Source organism: Pseudidiomarina planktonica (assembly GCF_900177775.1).
GTDB lineage: Bacteria > Pseudomonadota > Gammaproteobacteria > Enterobacterales > Alteromonadaceae > Pseudidiomarina > Pseudidiomarina planktonica.
Genome location: NZ_FXWH01000001.1, coordinates 1,145,423 through 1,166,578 on the forward strand (window position 1 = coordinate 1,145,423; position 21,156 = coordinate 1,166,578).

The window sequence follows — 21,156 nt, forward strand, 5'->3', positions numbered from 1 at the left end:
TAGTAAGCATATTACCATTAACATTGTAAGGAAAGGAACGTATGCGAGATGTTCATATTGCGTTAGCTCTGGGATCGGGCGCAGCACGAGGCTGGGCGCATATTGGCGTAATTAAAGCCTTAAATGAAATGGGCATTAAAGTCTCGATTATCGGTGGTACTTCAATTGGGTCATTAGTAGGTGCAGGCTATGCATCTGGCCGTTTGGGCGAAATTGAAGAATGGGTTCGCGGCATGAATCGCTGGCAGGTTTTTAACTTGCTGGATTTCGGCTTAAGTCATGGCGGCCTGGTGGTCGGTGAAAAAGTATTTAATCATGCCCGCGAACAGTTCGGTGCCATTAATATAGAAGACCTACCTATTATTTATGGCGCGGTAGCAACAGACCTGTACTCAGGACGTGAAATTTGGTTACGCAATGGCGACGTATACGATGCAGCAAGAGCTTCCTGTGCAATGCCAGGGCTACTTGCGCCTGCGCGCTACGACGAGCGTTGGTTAGTCGACGGCGGGTTGGTAAATCCGGTGCCTATTTCATTAACTCGTGCTTTAGGCGCAGACTTTGTTATTGCTGTGCATTTGAATTCACAGCTAAACACCAGAACCGCCGGGAAGTCGCCTCGAAATATGTCACCGCCATCTGAGGAAGACAAGGCTGCATTAGATGTGCAGGAAGAGCGGGTGAAAGGGGAAGATCCTGATCAGGGCTTTTTCAAGCACTTCTTAAGCCAAAGCCAGAACTACTTTGACGGCGTAAAACAGAAATTTAGTGGGCCTGAGGAGAAATCTCCGGGGGTTTTTGGGGTGATGGCTGGAGGTATTGATATTATGCAGGAGCGTATTACTAAAGCGCGAATGGCGGGTGATCCTGCCGATGTATTGATTCAGCCTAAGCTAGGCCACATTGGTATTCTTGAATTTGAGCGCGGCGATGAAGCTATTGATATTGGTTATGAAACCACCATTCGCATGCGTGAATTGATCGAATCTGAAATCGAGTTATTTGAAAGTCGGTTAAGTTAGATTTATGGATATGAAAAAGCCGCACTTGTTAAGTGCGGCTTTTTTTTGCTTACGGCTAGTTAAAGCTTAAGCAGTGTTTTTCTTCAGTTCACGTTCCATTTCGTCAAACTTATCCTGCAGCGCCGTATCAGGTTCAGCGGTTAGTTTACTGAACACCACAATGGCAATACTACACAAGATAAAGCCTGGAATGATTTCATAAACGTACGAGCCTAGCGGCTGGCCATTCAAGGTTGGGCCATAAATCCAGAACAATACCGTGCCTGCACCTATCAGCATACCGGCCAACGCACCGTTACGGTTCATGCGTTTCCAGAACAAGCTGAAGATAATAACTGGACCGAAGGCTGCACCGAAGCCTGCCCAGGCATTACTAACCAGATTCAATACTGAGCTATCCGGGTCAAGCGCCAGTAAGATGGCCACAATAGACACCAGCAGTACTGACATACGGCCGACGAAAACCAGTTCGCGCTGGCTGGCGTCGCGACGCAGGAATGCCTTGTAAAAGTCTTCTGTTAGTGAGCTGGAGGTAACCAGTAGCTGTGATGAGATAGTACTCATAATAGCTGCCAGAATAGCGGCTAACAGGAAACCACCAATTAACGGATGAAACAGAAACTGTGAAAATATAATGAAGATAGTTTCAGCATCGGCTAATTGCATTTGAGTTTTTTCTACATAGGCAATACCTACGAAACCCGTTGCCATGGCACCGATAATAGATACCGTCATCCAGGTAATACCAATGCGACGCGCTTTTTTGATATCACGAACTGAACGAATAGCCATAAAACGAACAATAATGTGCGGCTGACCGAAGTAACCCAAACCCCAGGCGAGCAGGGATATGATTCCTAAGAAGGACAGGTTCGCCAACATGGGATCAGACTCGGCTGCATCTTTAAAGAACTCCAGATAATTCGGGTCTAAATTGCTGACTTGCTGAGTCACGCTGGTGAATCCGCCCAGGTCAGCAAAAGCAACCAAGGGAACCAGTACCAGTGCCACGAACATAATACAGCCCTGCACAAAGTCGGTCATGCTTACGGCTAAGAAGCCGCCAAATAGGGTGTATGCACAAACGACACCGGCGGTTACCCATAACCCGGTGGTGTAATCCAGGCCGAATGAGCTATCGAATAGCTTACCGCCGGCAACCAGACTGGCTGAGGTGTAAAGGGTGAAAAACACAATAATAACCAGTGACGAGAAAATGCGCAGGCGACGACCTTTGTCGTTAAAACGGTTCGCAAAATAGTCAGGAATTGTTATTGAGTCATTCGCGACCTCGGTGTAGGTGCGCAAGCGTGGCGCTACAATTAAGTAGTTAAGATAAGCACCAACCACCAAACCTACCGCGATCCACAACTGCGATACGCCAGACAAATAGATAGCGCCGGGCAAGCCCATGAGCATCCAACCACTCATGTCTGAGGCGCCGGCCGACAATGCAGTTACAGCGGGGCCTAATTGACGGCCACCGAGCATGTAGCCGGAAATACTATCGGTCGACTTTTTGTACGCATATAAACCAATGCCCATCATCGCGATAAAATAAAGGGCAAGCGAAATAAGTGTACCTGTTTCCAATGTGTTGACTCCCTAGTGCTTGAGAATTACAGCTGATTTTTAATTATTCCGGATTGCAACAATAACTCTGTTACGTGCTCCGTTGGGTTCTTGATCAGCTCAGACGTTTTTCCAAACTCAATCATTTTACCACGATGCATTATCAAGATCTTGTCTGCAACGTGTTTAACGATTTCCGGCGAATGTGATATGAAAATAAAGGAAATTCCCATATCTTGCTGCAAATCCAGCAGCAAATTAATGATTTGAGCTCTAACTGATGGATCCAGTCCTACCAAGGCTTCATCGGCTACAATAATCTGCGGATTAATAACAATAGCGCGGGCAATACAAACCCGTTGTTGCTGGCCACTGGAGAGCATATGCGGATAGAAAAAGAAGTGATCGGGTAGTAACCCAACTTTCATCAAGGTTTCATTTACGCGATCGACTTGCTCTTGATTACTTAAGTCGGTGTTGAACTTAAGTGACTCTAATAGTTGCTGACCCACTGTTGTTTGCGGGTTTAGTGAGCCTAAGCTGTCCTGAAAAATCATTCGAATGTGGCGGCATCGTTGGCGATAGTTGCCGGTTTCCAGGCGTTCTCCGTTCAATAATATTTCACCACCCGATGGCGGTTCAGCTCCGGCTATCAGTTTAGCTAAGGTGGTTTTTCCTGAACCGGTTTCACCCATAACTGCTAGCGACTCGCCTTTTGCCAGCGTAAAGCTTATGGGTTCCAGCGCACACACGCGCTTACCCGGCAACCAGCCACTTTTATGAATGTAATTTTTATACAGGCCTTTTACTTCTAATAAGCAGCTCACGTTATTGCTCCTTATCAGAATCAGATGATTTCGGTTGGGTAGGAGCGTCTGGCTTGTCGTCGGATTGCTTATAGGTTAGCGGAAAGTGACAGGCATATAATTGCTCTTGCACTTTATCCAGCCGCGGTTGTTGTACACATTTTTTTTGAGCACGAGGACAGCGCGGACCAAGCCGGCAACCAATAGGTAAATGCTGCAAGGTTGGAATAGCGCCCGACAGGCCAGTTAAGCGCTGTTTAGGCTCCATTTTGTCGGTGTCGTGCAGCGACATACTTAACATGGCCTGAGTATATGGATGACGCGGTGTTTTGGTAACTTCTTCAAGCGGACCGCTTTCCATTAACTGACCGCAATAAACCAGACTAATACGCTCGCTTTGCGGAATAATACTCCCCATGTCCTGAGTAATCATTAATACCGACATACCCTGACTTACGCTCAGGCGTTCCAGCAGCTTATAAATTTGGGCGCGGGTACTGGGCTCCATGGCAGTGGTAGGTTCGTCAGCTATTAGTAGTTTGGGTTTGTGCGCTATAGCCATGGCGATAGTCACTTTTTGTGCCACACCGTCGGAAAGCTCAAACGGATAGCTATTCATGACATCGTCGTGATTTTTCACCCCAACCCGATGCAGCAAGCGGGTTACACGGGTATTACGGTCCGCCCGCCGGCGCAGGAATAACCCTTCTAAATCGCCGCTTGGAATAGCTTCCCGCAGCTGTTCGCCAACCGTACTATTTGGGTCCAGATAACTACGGGGGTTTTGGAAAATCATAGCCATATCGCGGCCGGTAATAGTTCTGCGTTGCGCCGGGGTCATGCTGAGCAGGTCGCTACCATTCCACCACAAGCGGTCAGCTATGACGCGCCAGCGAGGATTGATAAAACCTAATATGGCTTTAGCTAGCAAGCTTTTACCTGAGCCGGACTCACCAATTAAGGTGTGGATTTCGCCCTCGCGTAATTGCAGGCTCATTTTATCCAGCACCTTGATTGGCCCCTGGCTGGTGTCCATTTCAATACTGAGGTTGCGGATATCAAGCAAGTTCATGAGTTGCGGATCCTTTCTTGAATGGCCGCCCGCAAGCTATCACCGATTACGTTAATAGAAAACACCGTTAAAAACAGCGCCAGCCCCGGCAGAACCATCAGCCAGGGTGATAAGTACACTTGATCCAGACTGCGCGCCAGCATAGTACCCCATTCGGGTGCTGGTGGTTGTACGCCAAGGCCAAGGAAACCTAGCGCGGCTATATCCAGTATGGCGGTAGACAGCGCCAAGGTGGTTTGCATAACGATAACAGTGGTGATGTTTGGCAGAATAACCCGGGTAAGAATGTACCAGGTGGAACAGCCGTTCAGTTTTGCGGCTACCACATAATCTTTGTAGATCTCATCGTGTACGGCGTTTCGTACCGCATGAATAAACTGGGGTATTAACACTAACGACAGCGCAATCACCACGTTTTCCAGTGACGGACCTAAAATAGCAATAATGATTAGTGCTAACAGCAGCGATGGTATCGACAGCAATACGTCCAGCAGGTGATTCAGTGTCGAGGATTTCAGGCCACGTGTCATGCCGGCACCGGCACCCAGCGCCGTACCTATAATGCCAGCAAATAATACAATCAGAATGGGATAGCCCAGGCTATATCTGGCGCCATGCATAATGCGCGACAGCATGTCGCGACCTAAGTCATCGGTGCCGAAAAAGTAGCGCATTTTACCATCGTCATCCCATGACGGCGGCAATGAAGTAAGGTCGCTGAACTGCTGGTTTGCATCAAAGGGTGATACCACTGGAGCCAGTATCATCATGAGCGTAATAAAGCCGAAACAGTACAGCGCGGACAACGCAAAGGGATTGCTTTGGAAGTTAATCCAAACCTGCATTAATGGCGACGGTTCGCGGTATTGAAAGTACAATTTAGTGTTCGGCATAAAGTTCTTTCCGTACCTGGGGGTAACGCCAGGCGTGGTAGAGTTCAACCAATACATTAACCAGCAAAATTAAGCCGGCAAGAGTGAGCAAAGTACCCTGAATAACCGGGTAGTCACGCTCATAAATCCCTTTAATTAACCAACTACCAATACCGGGCCAGTTGAAAATAGCTTCGGTGATAATAGTGTTCGTAATCAAAATGCTGAACTGTAAGCCAAGTTGCAATACTACCGGCTGCATAGCGTTGGGCAGGGCATGCTTCCACAACAAGTGCGGTTCCGACAAGCCGCGTGCGCGAGCAGCGCGAATGTAGTTTTGCTGCAACACTTCTAAGGTAGCGGTACGGGTTATGCGCACCAACATAGTGAGCGGCATAATAGCTAGCACAGCTACCGGTAAGACCAAATGTTGTGCGGCATCGCGCAGGGCGGCCAGCTTGTAGTCGGTATCGCTGAACCAGATATCTAATAAAATGGAACCGGTACGATTATCAATATTGTACAGCGGGTTGATTTGGCCGGTTATAGGCAACCAATTCAGTTTAACCGCAAACAGCAAAATAAATAGCTGGGCCAGCCAGAATACCGGAATTGAGTAGCTGCTAAGGCTAACGCCCATAATAATTCTGTCGCTGAGCTTACGTTGGCGTACGGCTGCTAATACGCCCAGTGGCACACCGGCCAGAAAGGCCACGGACATAGCCAGTAAACTCAACTCTAAAGTGGCTACAAAAAACACCTGCATGTCTTCAAACACCGGCCGTTGGGTAACCAGCGACTGGCCCCAGTCGCCACTTATAATATGAGAAAAGTAATTGGTATATTGCAGCACTATAGAATGATCAAAACCCCGTGCTTGCTGCAGTTGTTCGTATAGCAGTGGGTCGCTGGTGCGCACTCCGGTCATATTGGTGAGCGGATCGCCGGGGAACAAATAATTTAGGCTAAAGGCCAGTATGCTGAGCAGCCATAGTGTAATAATTAGTAGCATGAGGCGACGCAGGGTATAGCGAATCATTGTGGTTGCTCCCCGCTGTTTGTTTCACTATTTGCGTCACTATTTGCGTCACTATTTGCTTCACTATCAGCTTGTTGCAGCTCGGCGGGTGACAAGCGTTTGGCGTTGCGGAAACTAATGCCACCATATGGCGGTAGTTCTACGCCCGTTATATCTGCCTGATGCGCCTGAAAGCGTAAGGAATTGGCAATCGGCAGCACCGGAACTTGCTGACTGACAATGTTCTGAATTTGGTCGTATAGCGGGCGCCGCTTGGCTTGCTCGGTTTCGCTTATCGCTTTAATCAACAGCTGATCTAAGGCCGGATTGCAATAATTGGCCCGGTTACCACTACCTATAGCTGCACAACTTAAAATAGGGCGATAAAAGTTATCAGGATCGGCGTGGTCAGCTACCCAACCAATTAATACCGATTGATGCTCACCACGCGCTAGCCGGCGGCGGAAGGTATTCCACTCGTAACTGACAATATTGGCACGTACGCCAATTTCGGCTAAATCAGCTTGAATCAACTCAGCCATACGTTGGGCGTTAGGGTTATATACGCGTTGCACCGGCATGGCCCAAATATCCATCATAAAGCCATTTGGAAAGCCCGCGTCGGCTAATAGTTTACGTGCTCGCTTAGGATCATAGGGGTAACGATTTACCTCTTCGCTGTAGGCCCAGGATGTTTCTGGCAACAGTGAATGGGCCAGTTGTGCGTTACCGGAATAAATAGTGTCAATAATGGCTGGACGATTAACAGCGTGGCTTAAAGCTTGCCTTACCAGCGGGTCATCGAACGGCGGCTTCGCGGTATTGAAGGCCCAAAACGCCACATTAGGATTAACCTCACTGGCCACCTCAATTTTGCTGTTTACATCAAGCGCCTGTAGTTCATTCACCAACGGGTATGGAATAACGTCGCACTCACCCGTAATTAACTTCAACATGCGCTTGTTGGCGTTGGGGGTGATGGAATAAACCAAATGCTCTAATTCAGGTGTTTCGCGCCAGTATTCTTGATGGCGGAAATAGCGGATCAGAATATCTTTGCGGAACTCCACAAATTCGTAAGGACCAGTTCCTATAGGGCGAAAGTCAATCATTCCCATGGTGTTATTGGCGCGCAGTTGCTCGCCGTACTCAGCCGATAATATGACCGTGAAGTCAGTGGCTAAGTTAGCCAGGAATGAGCTGTCTGGACGCTTTAAATAGAAATCAACGGTGTATGGACCTACTTTCTCCACTCGTTCTATCAGGCGAATTAAGCCGCTGGAGGTGAAAAAAGGATATTGACCGCCATTGACGTAGTGATAGGGGTGGTTTTTGTCCAGCCAGCGCTGAAAGCTAAACACCACGTCATCGGCATTGAAGGTACGTGACGGCTGAAACATGAAGTTCTGATGAAAAGCGACTTTTTCACGCAAGTTAAAACGATATCTGGTGCCGTTATCCAGTGCTTCCCAATCGGTGGCCAGGGCGGCAACAAAGGTTTTACTCTGATCATCAAAGTCGAGCAAGCGGTCATAAATTTGCGAAGCAGTTGCATCTACCGTGGTACCAGAGGTACCTAACTGCGGATTAAAACTTTCTGGATTGCCCTCAGAGCAATAAATCAGGCCGTGTTGCAAAGGCTCAGGTATAACCCGGGGTTTATCGGATTCAGCAGCCGGCGAGCACGCCGCTAAAACAGTCACCGACAGCGGCGCCAGCCACTTTTGCAGGCATTGCGTAAAAGTTCCGGTAGCTTGCTTAGGATTGCTGCGCATTGCTCTCATTACTAGTTCCGCCCTGGCTATCAAGTAGTGAGTATTTTTTCAGATAGCCGCGCAGTTGATGGTAAGTTAAGCCTAGCAGCTCTGCGGTTTTTTTCTGATTATATTGTGCATGTTTCAATGCATCTTGCAGCACTCGCACTTCGAAGTCCTGCGATAGTTCTTTAAATTGCACTGGTTTCTTTAAATCGGGCAGGGCAAATTCGGCGCTATCTTGCGGCTGCGGTGGTGCAGCGGTCGCAGTTTGTGGTGCCGCTTGTTGCGGCGTGGCAGCATCATTCGCTGCGCTTGAGGTGGCTTGCCGGTGTGGTGATACCTGCGGACGATAGGGGCTTTCAAACGGGTCCAGCACAATATCGTTTACCGGAATATGGCCTGAAGCCACGCGGTATACGCTGCGTTCAACCACGTTTTTTAATTCCCGCACATTGCCGGGCCAGTGATACTCGAGCAAGGTGCGGCGGGCTTTTTCAGTAAAACCACTGAAGAGTTCAAATTCCAGTTCGCGGGCCATGTTAATGGCAAACTCTTCGGCCAACAGCATAATGTCGTCACGACGCTCTCGCAGTGGTGGCAGCGTAATCACATCAAAGGCCAGCCGATCGAGTAAGTCGGCACGGAAGCCACCATTTTCAGCTAGCGCTGGTAAGTCTTCATTAGTAGCGGCCACTAAACGGGTGTCTACTTTTACTGTGCGTGAACCGCCAACCCGTTCAAATTCACCGTATTCAATTACGCGAAGTAACTTCTCCTGCACTAAGGCGGAGGTATTGGCGAGTTCGTCCAGGAATAGGGTGCCGTTGTCGGCGCGTTCAAAGCGGCCTTCATGGCGTTTGCCTGCACCGGTAAAGGCACCGGCTTCGTGACCGAACAACTCACTTTCCAGCAGGTTTTCGTTCAACGCGGCGCAGTTTAACTTCAGGTAGTTTTGTTCCCAGCGTTTGGACAGGAAGTGCAGCCGGGCAGCAATGAGTTCTTTACCGGTACCGCGTTCACCGATAATAAGCACAGGTTTATCCAGCGGTGCCACTTGCGAGACTTGTTCAAGCACGGCAAGAAAACTGTTAGCCTGACCGATTAAATTATCTGCTTGGCGAAAACGGCTCATGATTTACTCTTTTATTTAATTATTAGTATTTTTGACCAATTGTTAGTCTATTTTATAATCGAGCAATAAGAAAGTTTTGTTTTTATACATTAAAAAAAACTTAAAATACAGTGGTTTGCAATAATTTTAAGGGTTGGCCTGATTCCTGAATAGATATACCCAGGAAGTTGGTACGAAGTGGTATATGTAGTTTAACTACTTATCACCTTGGCCCAGAAATTTTACCACCAAGTGGTTTTAATATGAGGAAGTAATTATGGGTATTTTTTCACGATTCAGCGATATCGTAAATTCAAATCTGAATGCATTATTAGATAAAGCCGAAGATCCGGCTAAAATGGTTCGTCTGATTATTCAGGAAATGGAAGATACCTTAGTGGAAGTGCGTTCCACTTCGGCTCGACTGATTGCTGAGAAAAAAGACACCAAACGCCAGGTTGAGCGCTTTACTGCCGAAGCCGACGAATGGGAAGCGAAAGCTGAACTGGCACTGGCGAAAGATCGTGAAGATCTGGCACGGGCTGCATTGGCTGAAAAGCAGAAAACTGCTGAACATGCGAATTCACTGGCCGCTGAAGTAGAGCGTATAGATGAACACTTGCAGCGCTTGTCTGATGAAATTGGTCAGTTACAAGAAAAGCTGGCAGATGCCAAAGCGCGTCAAAAGTCTATTCTGATGCGTCAGCGCACGGCAAGCACACGGCTTGAAGTGAAAAAGCAAATTGATAGCGCGAAAGTAGACGATGCGATGTTCCGCTTTGAACGTTACGAATCTCGTATTGACGATCTTGAATCTCAGGTGGATTCTTATGACTTAGGCAAACGGACGTTGCGTGATGAGTTTGCTGATTTAGAAGTATCTGAGAAAGTTGATAGTGAGCTGGAAGCATTGAAGGCCCGTGTCAATAAAAACAAGAAGTCATCTTAAGCTAGGTTAACGAACAACAAGGAACTAAATGATGGATGTTACAGCTGTCATGGGCATTCTGGTTACACCGATTATTCTGTTTATGATCTTTGTGGCGCCGTTTTGGGTGATTATGCATTACCGTAGTAAGCGCCAAATCGGACAAGGCCTGAGTGCTGAAGAAACACAAGCATTGCAACAGTTAGCGCAACACGCAGAACGGATGCGCGAACGAATTCAGACGCTGGAGTCGATTCTGGATGCTGAAACTCCAAAATGGCGGGACAAAGCATGAGTAACGAAACCAAAAAACGTACGCTTTATCGGAGTCCGGGCAAAGGTAAATTAGCAGGTGTTTGTGCAGGCGTAGCCGAGTACCTGGGTGTTGAAATCTGGATTGTCCGGGTGGCTTTTATTACCGGACTCGTGTTCTCTACCGGATTCTTCGCGGTGGTTTATGCAGCAGGCTGGTTAATTTTAGATAAGAAGCCTGGTGAAACTGGCAACAATGGCGGTTTGCACAGCCCAGTTGAGCTGAAAACCAAAGTGTATCAGGCTGGTGAGCCGCCAAAGCGCGCGTTCCAGGATATCAGTCAGGAGCTTACTGAACTGGAAACTAAGTTACGCCGTATGGAAAAGTACGTAACTTCGAACGAGTTCCAACTAAACCGAGAGTTGAACCGACTGTAACAAATGTCTAAACAACAGAAACTTAAGCAATTGCTGCAAAAGCAGCTAAATCAAGGCCGCGATCTTTTAGACCGCGGCCTTGATCGTCATGTGCGATTAGCCGTTACCGGTTTAAGTGGCGCGGGTAAAACCACTTTTATTACCGGTATTTTAGAGCAGTTACTGCACGGTGACCCACGTCGGTTACCATTCTGGCGGGTGGCCCGGGAAGGACGTTTGCGCGGAGCGCACTTAAGTGCCCAGCCCGATCAACAAATTCCGCGCTTTCAATATGAAAAAGCGCTGGCTACCATGGCCAGCAACCCGCCAAAGTGGCCGGCTTCTACCCGCAGTTTAAGTGAAATTCGTACTATTGTTCGGGCTGACAAAAAGGCCAGTTGGTATGGCGGTGGTAGGGATTATCGCGATCTCACGATAGATTTGCTCGATTATCCGGGTGAGTGGCTGTTGGATTTACCCATGTTGCAGCAGGACTATGCTCAGTGGAGTGCACAACAGCGTGAATTGCTGGCCAAGGAACCTCGGCAGCAATTAGCTAGCACTTGGTTGCAGCAATGGTTTCACAGCAGTCAGGCAGCGCAGGACAATCAGCAAACCGATGATGACGCTCAAGTGCGTGAAACGGCGGCTGCGTATCGAGCCTTTTTGCAATCAGCCCGCCAGCAAGGGCTTTATTTATTACAGCCAGGGCGACTGCTGTTACCCGGTGAATTTGAAAATGCGCCTATTCTTGATTTTTTCCCCTGGCCGGAAGAACCGTCGGAAGCGTCTTTACCACCACATATGCAACGTCTGTATGACTTATTAGAGCAGCGTTTTGAAGCTTATAAAAAAGAAGTGGTGACGCCATTTTTCAAACAACACTTCCGGCATTTTAATCGTCAGGTGCTGCTCGTTGACGTACTTGGTGCTTTGCGGCGTGGCCCCACAGCCGTAGCGGATTTACAACTGACCTTACAGCAATTGTTACCGAGCTTTCAGTACGGTAGTAACTCGTTGTTAAACCGCCTGTTTCAGCCGCGGGTTGAGAAGGTTTGTATTGTGGCAACCAAAGCCGATGTGTTGGTGCCCGAACAACACGAGCAGTTACAGCAATTACTAAAAAGTATTGTCAGCCCCATTCTTGATAGCTTGCGCTTTGACGGTATTGACGTTGAGTTACATGCGGTAGCGGCTATTTCCTGTACTCAGGCAAGTGCGCGCGATGCCGAAGTGGCCGCCGTAACCGGTTGGGAACAAACCGATAACGGTGTGCGCCAGGTTGCAGTGAAGCCACCACAGCTGCCGAAGAGTATTAGCTCTGGCGAGTTTAAACCTATTGCCTATATTGATTTTGTGCCGGCGGTTGCGGCTGGATTAGGGGCAACAGGTATTCGTGGCGAAGCACTACCGCAATTGCGGCTGGATGCCGTGTTAGAATTTCTAACCGGCGACAAATGGTGAATATGAATGGCTACTAAGCACAACGAATCTGAATCTAATGCTGATGCAATTGAATACCTGGCGCTGGACAGCTTTAAGCCGCGAGCGGATGATGCTGACGACGCGGTGGTATTGCCGCTGGGTCAACCGCTGGATACTAGCGCCAACGAGCGTGCACCAAGCCGCGGTTGGCGGAGCTGGTGGTGGCGAATTGCGTTGCTGGCGTTAACTAGTGCTGTACTCATTGAAAGCTATTTATTAATTCAGGCTAGTTTTGCCACGCACTGGCTGCTGGGCACCTTGTGGAGTGTTGGTTTAGGTGTGGTGGCTTTATTACTGCTAACCTTCGCGGCCCGCGAATTCTGGCAGTTACGCCGGTTAAAACGTCAGTGGAAATTGCAGCAGCAATTACAGCACCACCCTGAAAACTTTGCTCCGGAACCACTGTTACAGCAACTTCATCGCCCGGATTTAGAGCTTCTCTGGCACCAGCAGCAACAACCGCATTGGTCTCCAAAAGAGCAGTTGCAGCGCTTTGAAGAAGATGTACTGAGTTGCGCCGACCAGCAGGTAAATCGGGTTATTTCCAAGTATTCAGTAGATGCCGCGGTATTGGTTGCGCTAAGCCCAAGTGCGCTGCTGGATATGCTTTTGATGCTGTGGCGTAACCAACGCATGGTGACCAAAGTAGCCGCTGCTTATGGCATCAAACTGGGCTACTGGAGTCGTATTAAGTTATGGCGCCAATTGCTCGCTAATATTGCCTATGCTGGTGCCAGCGAGGCTATCAGTGATTTAGGGGCGAGTATGTTAGGCGCCGAATTAGCCGGTAAATTATCGCTGCGGGCTGGACAAGGTTTGGGAGCGGGGCTGTTAACTGCTCGCTTGGGTTTACAGGCGCAACGATTGTGTCGCCCACTGCAATTTACTCATGTGAAACGTCCCGGGCTGTCCAATATTCAAACCGATTTGCTGAAGCAACTAGCCCAGCGCGTGCCTTTAAGAGCCCGCACCAGCAGCAAAGATACGGTTGCAAACCCCAGCAAAGTGGAAAAATAGCGTTACAGATTTTGCTATTCTGACTTTGTAAGCCGTATTGCGTTCACCCTTGAAGCATTGCACTCTGACTGCCTAGTAAAGCATACAAGAGTGTATGCAAAACAAGGAATTATGGCTGATGCGCTCAAATAATAACGACAAATCGCAATGGCAGCCAGCAACGAAAACTATTCATGCAGGCAAGGCCCATGATGTTCACGGTGCGCTGGTTTCGCCGCTTTATCAAACTGCAACTTTCGCGTTTACGCATACCGAGCAGGGCTCGGCCCGTTTTGCCGGCGAGCAGGAAGGTTATATATATTCCCGGCTAGGGAACCCTACCACCACTGAACTTGAACGACGTGTTGCTGCATTAGAAGAAATGGAAGCTGGCGCCGCTACGGCAACAGGTATGGGCGCTGTTTCGGCGGCTATGTTGGCGTTTGTGAAGCACGGTGATCATGTACTGGTGTCTGAGGCTATTTATGGCTGCAGCTTTGCACTGTTTTCAGAAATGTTTGTTCGCTTCGGCATCGAAGTTGACTTCGTCGACATGGCTGACCATGAAGCTACCCGCGCGGCCATGCGTGAAAACACCAAGTTGGTATTTTTAGAAACCCCGGCGAACCCGCATTTACGGGTGGTAGATATTGCGGCTATTAGTCAGATTGCGCACGAGTTTGGTGCGCGGGTGGTAGTTGATAACACCTTTATGACGCCGTTACTGCAACAGCCGGTTAAACAGGGCGCTGATATTGTTATTCACAGCGCAACTAAGTATTTAAATGGTCATGGTGATGTGGTTGCCGGGGTTATTTGTGGCACCGCCGAAGACATTGCCCTGATTAAAATGACGACAATGAAAGACATGGGCGCGACTATGAGTCCGCACGATGCCTGGTTAATTTTGCGCGGCTTGAAAACGCTGGATGTGCGGATGGAGCGGCATTGTCGCAATGCGCAAGCAGTGGCGGAAGCTTTGGTTAAGCATTCGCACGTGAAGCACGTGTATTTTCCAGGCTGCAGCGACCATCCGGCCCAAGCTTTAATGGGTACGCAAATGCACGGCGCTGGCGCCGTTATTGCCTTTGAATTGCATGGCGATATAGATAGCGCGCGAGCTATGCTGGATAGCCTGAAATTAATCACTATTGCGGTAAGTTTAGGTGACGCTGAGACCTTAATTCAGCATCCGGCCTCAATGACGCATTCACCATATACGCCGGAAGCACGTGCCAGCGCAGGTATCACAGATACCTTGGTACGCATTTCAGTAGGGTTGGAAGCAGCCGACGATATTATTGCAGATTTAGAATATGGCTTGGCAGCGAGTGCCGAGCACGCGGCTAAACAATTGTCTGCCGCGGGATAAGAACAGCAACAGGAGCAACGTGATGGGAAAGCAAAGTCAGTACGTCTCAAAGCAACCTGATGCCAACGGCATTATTGATTGGAGTGACGAAGAGAACGCGGTATGGCGTGATTTGGTAGCGCGTCAACTGCGGCACATTCCGGGTAAGGCTTGTGATGAATACATGAAAGGATTTGAATTGCTGGATATGGCGCAGGATCGTATTCCGCAGCTGCACGAAATAAACGCCGTGCTGCAGCGCGAAACCGGTTGGCAGGTTACCCAGGTACCAGCACTGATTCCGTTCGATAAGTTTTTTGAATTGCTAGCTAACCGTGAATTCCCGGTAGCTACATTTATTCGCACCCGGGAAGAGTTTGATTACCTGCAGGAGCCTGATATTTTTCACGAAATATTCGGTCACTGCCCGCTGTTAACTAACCCGGCCTTTGCTCACTTTACGCATCGCTATGGTCAGTTGGGCTTAGCGGCAACGCCAAAAGAACGAGTATACTTAGCCCGCTTGTACTGGTTTACGGTTGAGTTCGGGTTGTTGAAGACACCCGAGGGCCTGCGTATTTATGGCGGTGGTATTTTATCGTCGCCGGGCGAGACTGATTATTCGGTGGGCAGCGACATACCGGAACGGCACCCGCTGAAACCTTTGGATGCGCTGCGCACACCATATCGTATTGATATAATGCAGCCGCTGTACTACACCATTGAGAGTACCGAAAAATTATTTGAAATTGCCGACATGGATATTATGGCAATGGTGCATGAAGCTATGGAACTGGGCTTATTTGAACCTAAGTTTCCACCTAAAGATGCGGCCTGATTCGATTTAGTAAGCTTAAACAAGGCCTGATGTTCAGGCCTAAGAAATTATGAAAACACCAGGAGTAATGATGTCAGATTCAAAAAACTTAGAAGAGTTAAAATGTGAAGCTTGTACTGCTGATGCACCACAGGTTAGTGATGCCGAGCTAAAAGAGCTGGTTCGCGAAATTCCAGAATGGTCGGCGGTAGTACGCGACGGTGTGATGCAGCTGGAACGGGCATTCAAGTTTAAAAACTTCAAGCAAGCCATTGCTTTCACTAACAAAGTTGGCGAAATTGCTGAAGAAGAGCAGCACCATCCAACCTTGACCACCGAATGGGGCAAGGTAACGGTAACTTGGTGGACACACGCCATTAACGGTTTGCATAAAAACGACTTTATTATGGCTGCGCGCACCGACTCGGTTTTCAACGACTAATAAAGTTCGCTGCGACCAACGGTAAATAAGTCATGTTAAAAACCTTCATGGGAGTGACCCATGAAGGTTTTTTTAATGTATAATTTGCTTTACATTATGATATTACTTGCCAGTAACGGTGGCCAATGCGCTTAGAAATTAGCTGTGATGACCGGTTGGGTCTGTGTCAGGACATATTACAAATTCTGCGTGATCATGAAATTGATCTGCGTGGCATTGAGGTTGACCCCCGCGGTAAAATTTTTCTGAATTTCCCCGAATTAGCTTTTGCCGACTTTCAGCATTTAATGCCTGAAATACGCCGCATTCCCAATGTAAAAGACGTAAAAACAGTGCCCTTTATGCCGTCTGAACGCGAGCATTTCGAGTTTAGCCTGTTGCTGAGTAAGCTGCCTGATCCGGTGCTGTCTATGGACAGCAAAGGCATTATTGATATTGCCAACCAGGCCGCTCAAAACGTATTTGTGGAAGACACCACACCTATTCAGGGTTCCAACATTAGTGACTGGCTGAGTGGTTTTGCTATTACCCGCTGGCTGGAAAAGCAGCCACGCGAAGCTACCGTTGAGCAAGTGAGTGTTGGCGGCGCCAAGTACTTTGCTGATCTGTTGCCGGTATGGGTTACTGACGAACTGAATAAAGAAAGCTTTGCTGGTGCGGTAATGACCTGTAAGTCACAGCCGGTAACGGGTTACTGGGCGCGTGGCGGCAATGCTGAAGCCTTTCAGCACTTAGTGGGTGAGCATGCCACTATGAAACGGGTGATTCGCGATGCTGCGCGCATGGCCGAATTAAACGTGCCGTTATTGATTCAGGGCGAAACCGGTGTGGGTAAAGAGTTATTAGCGCGCGCTTGTCATCAGGCCAGCACGCGTTCTGAGCAAGCCTTCTTAGCGGTTAACTGTGCGGCTTTGCCTGATAACGTAGCGGAAAGCGAACTCTTTGGTCACGGCAAGGGCAGCGTTAGCCCGAACAGTGAACGCAAAATGGGCATTTTCGAGCAAGCCAACGGTGGCACTGTGTTGCTGGACTCGGTTGGGGAAATGTCCAATGGCCTGCAGGCCAAGTTACTGCGCTTCATTCAGGACGGCCGCTTCCGTCGCATTGGTGAAGAGCAGGAAGTAACCGTAGACGTACGTATTGTGTGTTCTGCCCAGGACGACCTGCTAGAACGGGTAGAGGCTGGTACTTTCCGGGAGGATTTATTTTACCGGTTAAACGTACTCACCCTGGCGGTGCCGGCCTTACGTGACCGCAAAACTGATATTCCTTTGCTGGCTGAGCACTTTGCCGCGCAGGCCTGTCAACGCTTAGGCCGTAGTCTGGTTACTATTAGCCGTAGTTGCCGTGACTATCTGCAGCGTTATCAATGGCCGGGCAACGTGCGTCAGCTTGAGAACACCTTGTTCCGCTCCATTTCTATGCTTGAGGGTGACCGCTTAGAACCGGAACATATTCAATTGCCCGAATGGGCTACTGTGCACGACAACTTAGCTGTGGATTTGGAAGACGGCACCTTAGACGACGCGGTAAAGAAATTCGAGAGCACCATACTACGTCGGCTTTACCCAAGTTACCCAAGCACTCGCCAATTAGCGCGCAAGCTTGGTCTTTCACACACCGCGGTTGCGAACAAATTGCGTGAACACGGAATTGGAAAACAACGTCGAAAAACCACTGTTCGTAAAGAAAAGTAGACACCAAAACAGGCTTTTGTATCGTTTTATATACATAGTGGTGGGTTAGACCTGCAATAACACCACTATGTAGCGATACATTTACACACGCCGCTTTTTTCACCACTTCACTAATGCACCCCGAATGCTATGAATATGCCTTTTTGTAGCGCTAAATAAGGGCATACACGGCATTTGCCTATTCGAACAAGAACCAATGTCATGATGACAGGAGTGCAGTATGACTGATACTAATTACAACCCACTAAATACCGATGGATTCGAGTTTGTCGAATACACCGCGCCCGATCAAAAAGGTATCGAGGCATTAAAAGACTTATTCGTAAAACTAGGTTTTACCGAAGTAGCCAAGCATCGCAACAAAGACGTGTGGCTGTATAAGCAAAACGATATTAACTTCATTATTAACGCTACCCCTGGCAGCCAGGCTGAAGCATTTGCTAAAGACCATGGCCCCAGCGTTTGTGGCATGGCCTGGCGTGTTGCGGATGCCAAGCATGCGTTTGAGCATGCAGTGAAAAATGGCGCTAAGCCATTTGTGCGTGATTTAGGCCCAATGGAGTTGAATATTCCAGCGGTATACGGCATTGGCGAAAGCGCGCTGTATTTTGTCGATCGCTACGGCAAAAACCAAAGCATTTACGACGTAGACTTTAAATTCTACGACGGCTGGGAAGAGAAAATGAAATCTCATGAAGGCGGTCTGCACGAAGTTGACCACCTTACCCACAACGTATTCCGTGGCAACATGGATACCTGGGCTGGTTTCTACGAGCGCATTGGTAACTTCCGTGAAGTTCGCTACTTTGACATTGAAGGCAAGTTAACTGGCTTGTTAAGCCGTGCTATGACTGCGCCATGCGGTAAAATCCGGATTCCAATTAACGAATCTCATGACGATAAATCGCAAATTGAAGAATACCTGCGTGAGTACAAAGGTGAAGGCATTCAGCATATTGCCATGAGCAGTGATGATATTTACGAAACAGTGAAAAACCTGCGAGATATCGGCATGGAGTTTATGTCTACGCCGGATACTTACTACGAGCAAGTAGATGCCCGTGTTGAAGGTCACGAAGAAGACACTGAAAAACTGAAAGACCTGAAAATTCTAATTGACGGCGCACCTATGAAAGACGGTATTCTGTTACAGATTTTCACCAAAACGGTAATCGGCCCGGTGTTCTTCGAAATCATTCAGCGGAAAGGTAACGAAGGCTTCGGCGAAGGTAACTTTAAAGCGCTGTTTGAATCTATTGAAGAAGATCAAATTCGCCGTGGAGTGTTAAACGATGCGTAAATGGATTAGCTTTCCGAAACAAGTAGGCACCTCGTCAAAGCAGGCGCATGCGGACTTTCCGGAGCAGGCAATCTATGAACGTGAAGTCGGCCGCAGTGGCTTTTTCGGGCCGGCGACGCATTTCCATCACCAACATGCCCCAACCGGCTGGAGTGAGTGGGAAGGTGACCTGCGGCCGCGCAATTTTGACTTCAACAAACTAACCTCGGTGGCGGCAGCGTCACCCTGGCAAGTACCTATGTTGTTGCACAATGCGCACTGTAAATTCCGGATTTGGCACTGTCGTGAAAACATGCCGTTTTTGGTCCGTAATGCCGACGGCGACGAGCTGTTGTTTGTGCATGAAGGCCGGGGCGAGCTGTATTGCGATTATGGTCACATTACGCTGGAAAAAGGCGACTACTTCTCTATTCCACGTTCTACCTCATGGCGCTTAGAGCCAATAGAACCCATGGAATTGTTGCTGATTGAAGCCACTAATGGTTCCTATCAGTTACCTGAAAAAGGATTGGTAGGTAATCACGCGATTTTCGATCCAGCAGTATTGGATGTGCCGGATATAGATGACGCATTTAAAGCCCAGTACAGTGAAAACGAGTGGCAGGTGCAGGTAAAACGTCACGATCAGGTGTCGGTGATAACCTATCCATATAACCCGCTTGATGCCATTGGCTGGCATGGTGATTTAGCTCCAGTGCGTATTAACTGGCGCGATATTCGCCCGTTAATGTCGCATCGCTATCACTTACCGCCATCAGCGCACACCACTTTTGTGGCTGATCGCTTTGTGGTTTGTACTTTCGTACCGCGTCCAATTGAGTCGGACCCGGGTGCGCTGAAAGTACCTTTCTATCACAACAATGACGACTACGACGAAGTGCTGTTCTATCATGAAGGTGACTTCTTTAGTCGTGATAACATTGACCGCGGTATGGTGACCTTTCACCCTGCAGGGTTTACTCATGGACCGCATCCAAAAGCCTTTCAGGCTGGTCGGGAACACAAGAAAAAGTTCACCGATGAAGTAGCGGTTATGCTGGACACCCGCGACGCGCTTACCATGGGCGACGTTTGTGAAAGTGTCGAAAACCCAGATTATGTATATAGCTGGAAGGCACCGAAAGAATAGGGCTGCACTGCAGCCTTATTTGTTATGCCTTCGGCAAAACATTCGCAACAAAAAGTACAATTTAGAGGCGATATAATTCATGAAATTTGCAAGTTATCGAGACGGAACCCGTGACGGCCAACTGATGTTGGTAAGTAGAGACCTAACCAAAGCGGTAGCAGTGCCGGGCTTGGCTGCAACGTTGCAGGAAGTGCTGGATGACTGGGAAGGCGTAGCTCCACAGCTGGAAAAAGTGTATCAGCAACTGAATAACGGTGAACTAAGCGATGCGGCTGATTTCGATCAGAGCTTGTGCGAGTCGCCATTACCACGTGCTTACCAGTGGGCTGACGGCAGCGCTTATGTAAACCACGTAGAACTGGTTCGTCGCGCACGTAACGCTGAAATGCCACCAAGCTTCTGGACCGACCCATTGATGTACCAAGGTGGCTCAGACGACTTCTTAGGGCCGCGTGATGCTATCGAAATGGCATCTACCGAGTGGGGTATCGACTTTGAAGGCGAAGTAGCCATTGTAACTGACGACGTACCTATGGGCGTAGATGCGAAAGACGCGGGTCAGTACATTCGTTTATTGATGTTGGTAAACGACGTGTCTTTACGTGGTTTAATTCCAAACGAACTGGGTAAAGGCTTCGGCTTCTTCCAGTCCAAACCGTCTTCAGCATTTTCACCGGTTGCCGTCACTCCTGATGAGTTGGGTGACAGCTGGCGCGACAATAAAGTGCATTTGCCACTGTTGTCGGTTTATAACGGCGAAGAATTTGGTAAGCCAAATGCGGGTCAGGATATGACCTTTGACTTCGGTCAACTGGTTGCTCATGCCGCTAAAACACGTCATTTAAGTGCTGGTGCCATTATTGGTTCAGGAACGGTGTCGAACAAGCAGGGCACTGACCACGGCAGCGCTATTAGTGAAGGCGGCGTTGGTTACAGCTGCATTGCCGAAGTTCGCATGATTGAAACCATTCGCGATGGCAAACCTAAAACTGGCTTTATGCAGTTTGGCGACACTATTCGCATGGAAATGAAAGATGCCGATGGCAAATCAATTTTCGGCACCATCGATCAGGCCGTAGTGCAGTATCAGGGCCCGCAAGCTGACTAAGGAG

Annotated in this window: 20 protein-coding genes; 13 read left to right on the forward strand and 7 right to left on the reverse strand. The window is 48.6% G+C overall.

Translation table 11 applies throughout. The features are described from left to right. Window positions 1-41: 41 nt before the first annotated feature. Window positions 42-1,022, forward strand: coding sequence for a patatin-like phospholipase RssA (rssA, locus tag CCE91_RS05420; protein WP_086434201.1), 981 nt, complete (start codon window positions 42-44; stop codon window positions 1,020-1,022). A 66-nt stretch (window positions 1,023-1,088) separates the two neighbouring features. Here the strand turns inward: rssA and putP are convergent, their stop codons facing one another. Genes putP through pspF form a run of 7 tightly spaced genes read right to left on the reverse strand, consistent with a single transcriptional unit; the run spans window position 1,089 to window position 9,251 of the window. Next, window positions 1,089-2,615: a sodium/proline symporter PutP gene (gene putP / locus CCE91_RS05425; protein ID WP_086434202.1), complete on the reverse strand. Its 1,527-nt coding sequence runs from the start codon at window positions 2,613-2,615 to the stop codon at window positions 1,089-1,091. A 26-nt stretch (window positions 2,616-2,641) separates the two neighbouring features. Continuing rightward, window positions 2,642-3,421, reverse strand: coding sequence for an ATP-binding cassette domain-containing protein (locus CCE91_RS05430; protein ID WP_086434203.1), 780 nt, complete (start codon window positions 3,419-3,421; stop codon window positions 2,642-2,644). Window position 3,422: 1 nt separating this feature from the next. Further along, window positions 3,423-4,472, reverse strand: a complete 1,050-nt coding sequence (locus CCE91_RS05435; RefSeq protein WP_086434204.1) for an oligopeptide/dipeptide ABC transporter ATP-binding protein — start codon at window positions 4,470-4,472, stop codon at window positions 3,423-3,425. Continuing rightward, window positions 4,469-5,365, reverse strand: coding sequence for an ABC transporter permease subunit (locus CCE91_RS05440; RefSeq protein ID WP_086434205.1), 897 nt, complete (start codon window positions 5,363-5,365; stop codon window positions 4,469-4,471). Before CCE91_RS05440 ends, CCE91_RS05435 begins: the two co-directional genes overlap by 4 nt. Then, on the reverse strand, window positions 5,352-6,383 hold the full coding sequence (locus CCE91_RS05445) for an ABC transporter permease (RefSeq protein ID WP_086434206.1): 1,032 nt from the start codon (window positions 6,381-6,383) through the stop codon (window positions 5,352-5,354). The genes CCE91_RS05440 and CCE91_RS05445 overlap by 14 nt, the downstream gene beginning before the upstream one ends. Next, entirely contained in the window at window positions 6,380-8,146 is a 1,767-nt protein-coding gene (locus tag CCE91_RS05450; protein WP_234996266.1) for an ABC transporter substrate-binding protein, read from the reverse strand. The genes CCE91_RS05445 and CCE91_RS05450 overlap by 4 nt, the downstream gene beginning before the upstream one ends. Next, on the reverse strand, window positions 8,121-9,251 hold the full coding sequence (gene pspF / locus CCE91_RS05455) for a phage shock protein operon transcriptional activator (RefSeq protein ID WP_086434208.1): 1,131 nt from the start codon (window positions 9,249-9,251) through the stop codon (window positions 8,121-8,123). The genes CCE91_RS05450 and pspF overlap by 26 nt, the downstream gene beginning before the upstream one ends. A gap of 256 nt (window positions 9,252-9,507) precedes the next feature. On the opposite strand from pspF, the gene pspA reads away from it, so the two are divergent. The 12 genes from pspA to CCE91_RS05515 all read left to right on the forward strand — a co-directional run bounded on the left by pspA (window position 9,508) and on the right by CCE91_RS05515 (window position 21,152). After that, window positions 9,508-10,179, forward strand: coding sequence for a phage shock protein PspA (pspA, locus tag CCE91_RS05460; protein WP_086434209.1), 672 nt, complete (start codon window positions 9,508-9,510; stop codon window positions 10,177-10,179). Window positions 10,180-10,210: 31 nt separating this feature from the next. Further along, window positions 10,211-10,453, forward strand: coding sequence for an envelope stress response membrane protein PspB (gene pspB / locus CCE91_RS05465; protein WP_086434210.1), 243 nt, complete (start codon window positions 10,211-10,213; stop codon window positions 10,451-10,453). After that, the gene (pspC, locus tag CCE91_RS05470) at window positions 10,450-10,848 is read left to right on the forward strand and encodes an envelope stress response membrane protein PspC (protein WP_086434211.1); all 399 of its coding nucleotides are present in this window, start codon (window positions 10,450-10,452) and stop codon (window positions 10,846-10,848) included. The genes pspB and pspC overlap by 4 nt, the downstream gene beginning before the upstream one ends. A 3-nt stretch (window positions 10,849-10,851) precedes the next feature. Next, window positions 10,852-12,291, forward strand: a complete 1,440-nt coding sequence (locus tag CCE91_RS05475; protein ID WP_086434212.1) for a YcjX family protein — start codon at window positions 10,852-10,854, stop codon at window positions 12,289-12,291. A gap of 6 nt (window positions 12,292-12,297) precedes the next feature. Continuing rightward, window positions 12,298-13,329 carry a TIGR01620 family protein gene (locus tag CCE91_RS05480; RefSeq protein WP_086434213.1) on the forward strand — a complete coding sequence of 344 codons (1,032 nt, stop codon included), beginning with the start codon at window positions 12,298-12,300 and terminating at the stop codon, window positions 13,327-13,329. A 118-nt stretch (window positions 13,330-13,447) separates the two neighbouring features. After that, window positions 13,448-14,680 (forward strand): methionine gamma-lyase, encoded by a 1,233-nt coding sequence (gene megL, locus CCE91_RS05485; RefSeq protein ID WP_086434849.1) that lies wholly within the window; start codon window positions 13,448-13,450, stop codon window positions 14,678-14,680. Between the two features lie 22 nt (window positions 14,681-14,702). Continuing rightward, on the forward strand, window positions 14,703-15,497 hold the full coding sequence (gene phhA, locus CCE91_RS05490) for a phenylalanine 4-monooxygenase (RefSeq protein ID WP_086434214.1): 795 nt from the start codon (window positions 14,703-14,705) through the stop codon (window positions 15,495-15,497). Between the two features lie 70 nt (window positions 15,498-15,567). Next, entirely contained in the window at window positions 15,568-15,918 is a 351-nt protein-coding gene (locus CCE91_RS05495) for a 4a-hydroxytetrahydrobiopterin dehydratase (protein WP_086434215.1), read from the forward strand. A 125-nt stretch (window positions 15,919-16,043) separates the two neighbouring features. Continuing rightward, window positions 16,044-17,615 carry a transcriptional regulator TyrR gene (tyrR, locus tag CCE91_RS05500; protein WP_086434216.1) on the forward strand — a complete coding sequence of 524 codons (1,572 nt, stop codon included), beginning with the start codon at window positions 16,044-16,046 and terminating at the stop codon, window positions 17,613-17,615. Window positions 17,616-17,835: 220 nt separating this feature from the next. Next, on the forward strand, window positions 17,836-18,915 hold the full coding sequence (hppD, locus tag CCE91_RS05505; protein WP_086434217.1) for a 4-hydroxyphenylpyruvate dioxygenase: 1,080 nt from the start codon (window positions 17,836-17,838) through the stop codon (window positions 18,913-18,915). Then, window positions 18,908-20,044 (forward strand): homogentisate 1,2-dioxygenase, encoded by a 1,137-nt coding sequence (locus CCE91_RS05510; RefSeq protein ID WP_086434218.1) that lies wholly within the window; start codon window positions 18,908-18,910, stop codon window positions 20,042-20,044. The genes hppD and CCE91_RS05510 overlap by 8 nt, the downstream gene beginning before the upstream one ends. A 79-nt stretch (window positions 20,045-20,123) precedes the next feature. Then, window positions 20,124-21,152, forward strand: a complete 1,029-nt coding sequence (locus CCE91_RS05515) for a fumarylacetoacetate hydrolase family protein (protein WP_086434219.1) — start codon at window positions 20,124-20,126, stop codon at window positions 21,150-21,152. The last annotated feature ends 4 nt before the right edge of the window (window positions 21,153-21,156 follow it).

Excerpts from the sequence above, each read along its gene's own strand:
- phhA (WP_086434214.1), top strand. The coding sequence starts at position 14,703 with ATGGGAAAGCAAAGTCAGTACGTCTCAAAGCAACCTGATGCCAACGGC.
- CCE91_RS05510 (WP_086434218.1), top strand. The coding sequence starts at position 18,908 with ATGCGTAAATGGATTAGCTTTCCGAAACAAGTAGGCACCTCGTCAAAG.
- CCE91_RS05445 (WP_086434206.1), bottom strand. The coding sequence starts at position 6,383 with ATGATTCGCTATACCCTGCGTCGCCTCATGCTACTAATTATTACACTA.
- pspA (WP_086434209.1), top strand. The coding sequence starts at position 9,508 with ATGGGTATTTTTTCACGATTCAGCGATATCGTAAATTCAAATCTGAAT.
- CCE91_RS05440 (WP_086434205.1), bottom strand. The coding sequence starts at position 5,365 with ATGCCGAACACTAAATTGTACTTTCAATACCGCGAACCGTCGCCATTA.
- pspF (WP_086434208.1), bottom strand. The coding sequence starts at position 9,251 with ATGAGCCGTTTTCGCCAAGCAGATAATTTAATCGGTCAGGCTAACAGT.
- rssA (WP_086434201.1), top strand. The coding sequence starts at position 42 with ATGCGAGATGTTCATATTGCGTTAGCTCTGGGATCGGGCGCAGCACGA.
- CCE91_RS05495 (WP_086434215.1), top strand. The coding sequence starts at position 15,568 with ATGTCAGATTCAAAAAACTTAGAAGAGTTAAAATGTGAAGCTTGTACT.
- hppD (WP_086434217.1), top strand. The coding sequence starts at position 17,836 with ATGACTGATACTAATTACAACCCACTAAATACCGATGGATTCGAGTTT.
- pspB (WP_086434210.1), top strand. The coding sequence starts at position 10,211 with ATGGATGTTACAGCTGTCATGGGCATTCTGGTTACACCGATTATTCTG.
- CCE91_RS05435 (WP_086434204.1), bottom strand. The coding sequence starts at position 4,472 with ATGAACTTGCTTGATATCCGCAACCTCAGTATTGAAATGGACACCAGC.
- CCE91_RS05475 (WP_086434212.1), top strand. The coding sequence starts at position 10,852 with ATGTCTAAACAACAGAAACTTAAGCAATTGCTGCAAAAGCAGCTAAAT.
- tyrR (WP_086434216.1), top strand. The coding sequence starts at position 16,044 with ATGCGCTTAGAAATTAGCTGTGATGACCGGTTGGGTCTGTGTCAGGAC.
- CCE91_RS05515 (WP_086434219.1), top strand. The coding sequence starts at position 20,124 with ATGAAATTTGCAAGTTATCGAGACGGAACCCGTGACGGCCAACTGATG.
- CCE91_RS05480 (WP_086434213.1), top strand. The coding sequence starts at position 12,298 with ATGGCTACTAAGCACAACGAATCTGAATCTAATGCTGATGCAATTGAA.
- megL (WP_086434849.1), top strand. The coding sequence starts at position 13,448 with ATGCGCTCAAATAATAACGACAAATCGCAATGGCAGCCAGCAACGAAA.
- CCE91_RS05450 (WP_234996266.1), bottom strand. The coding sequence starts at position 8,146 with ATGAGAGCAATGCGCAGCAATCCTAAGCAAGCTACCGGAACTTTTACG.
- pspC (WP_086434211.1), top strand. The coding sequence starts at position 10,450 with ATGAGTAACGAAACCAAAAAACGTACGCTTTATCGGAGTCCGGGCAAA.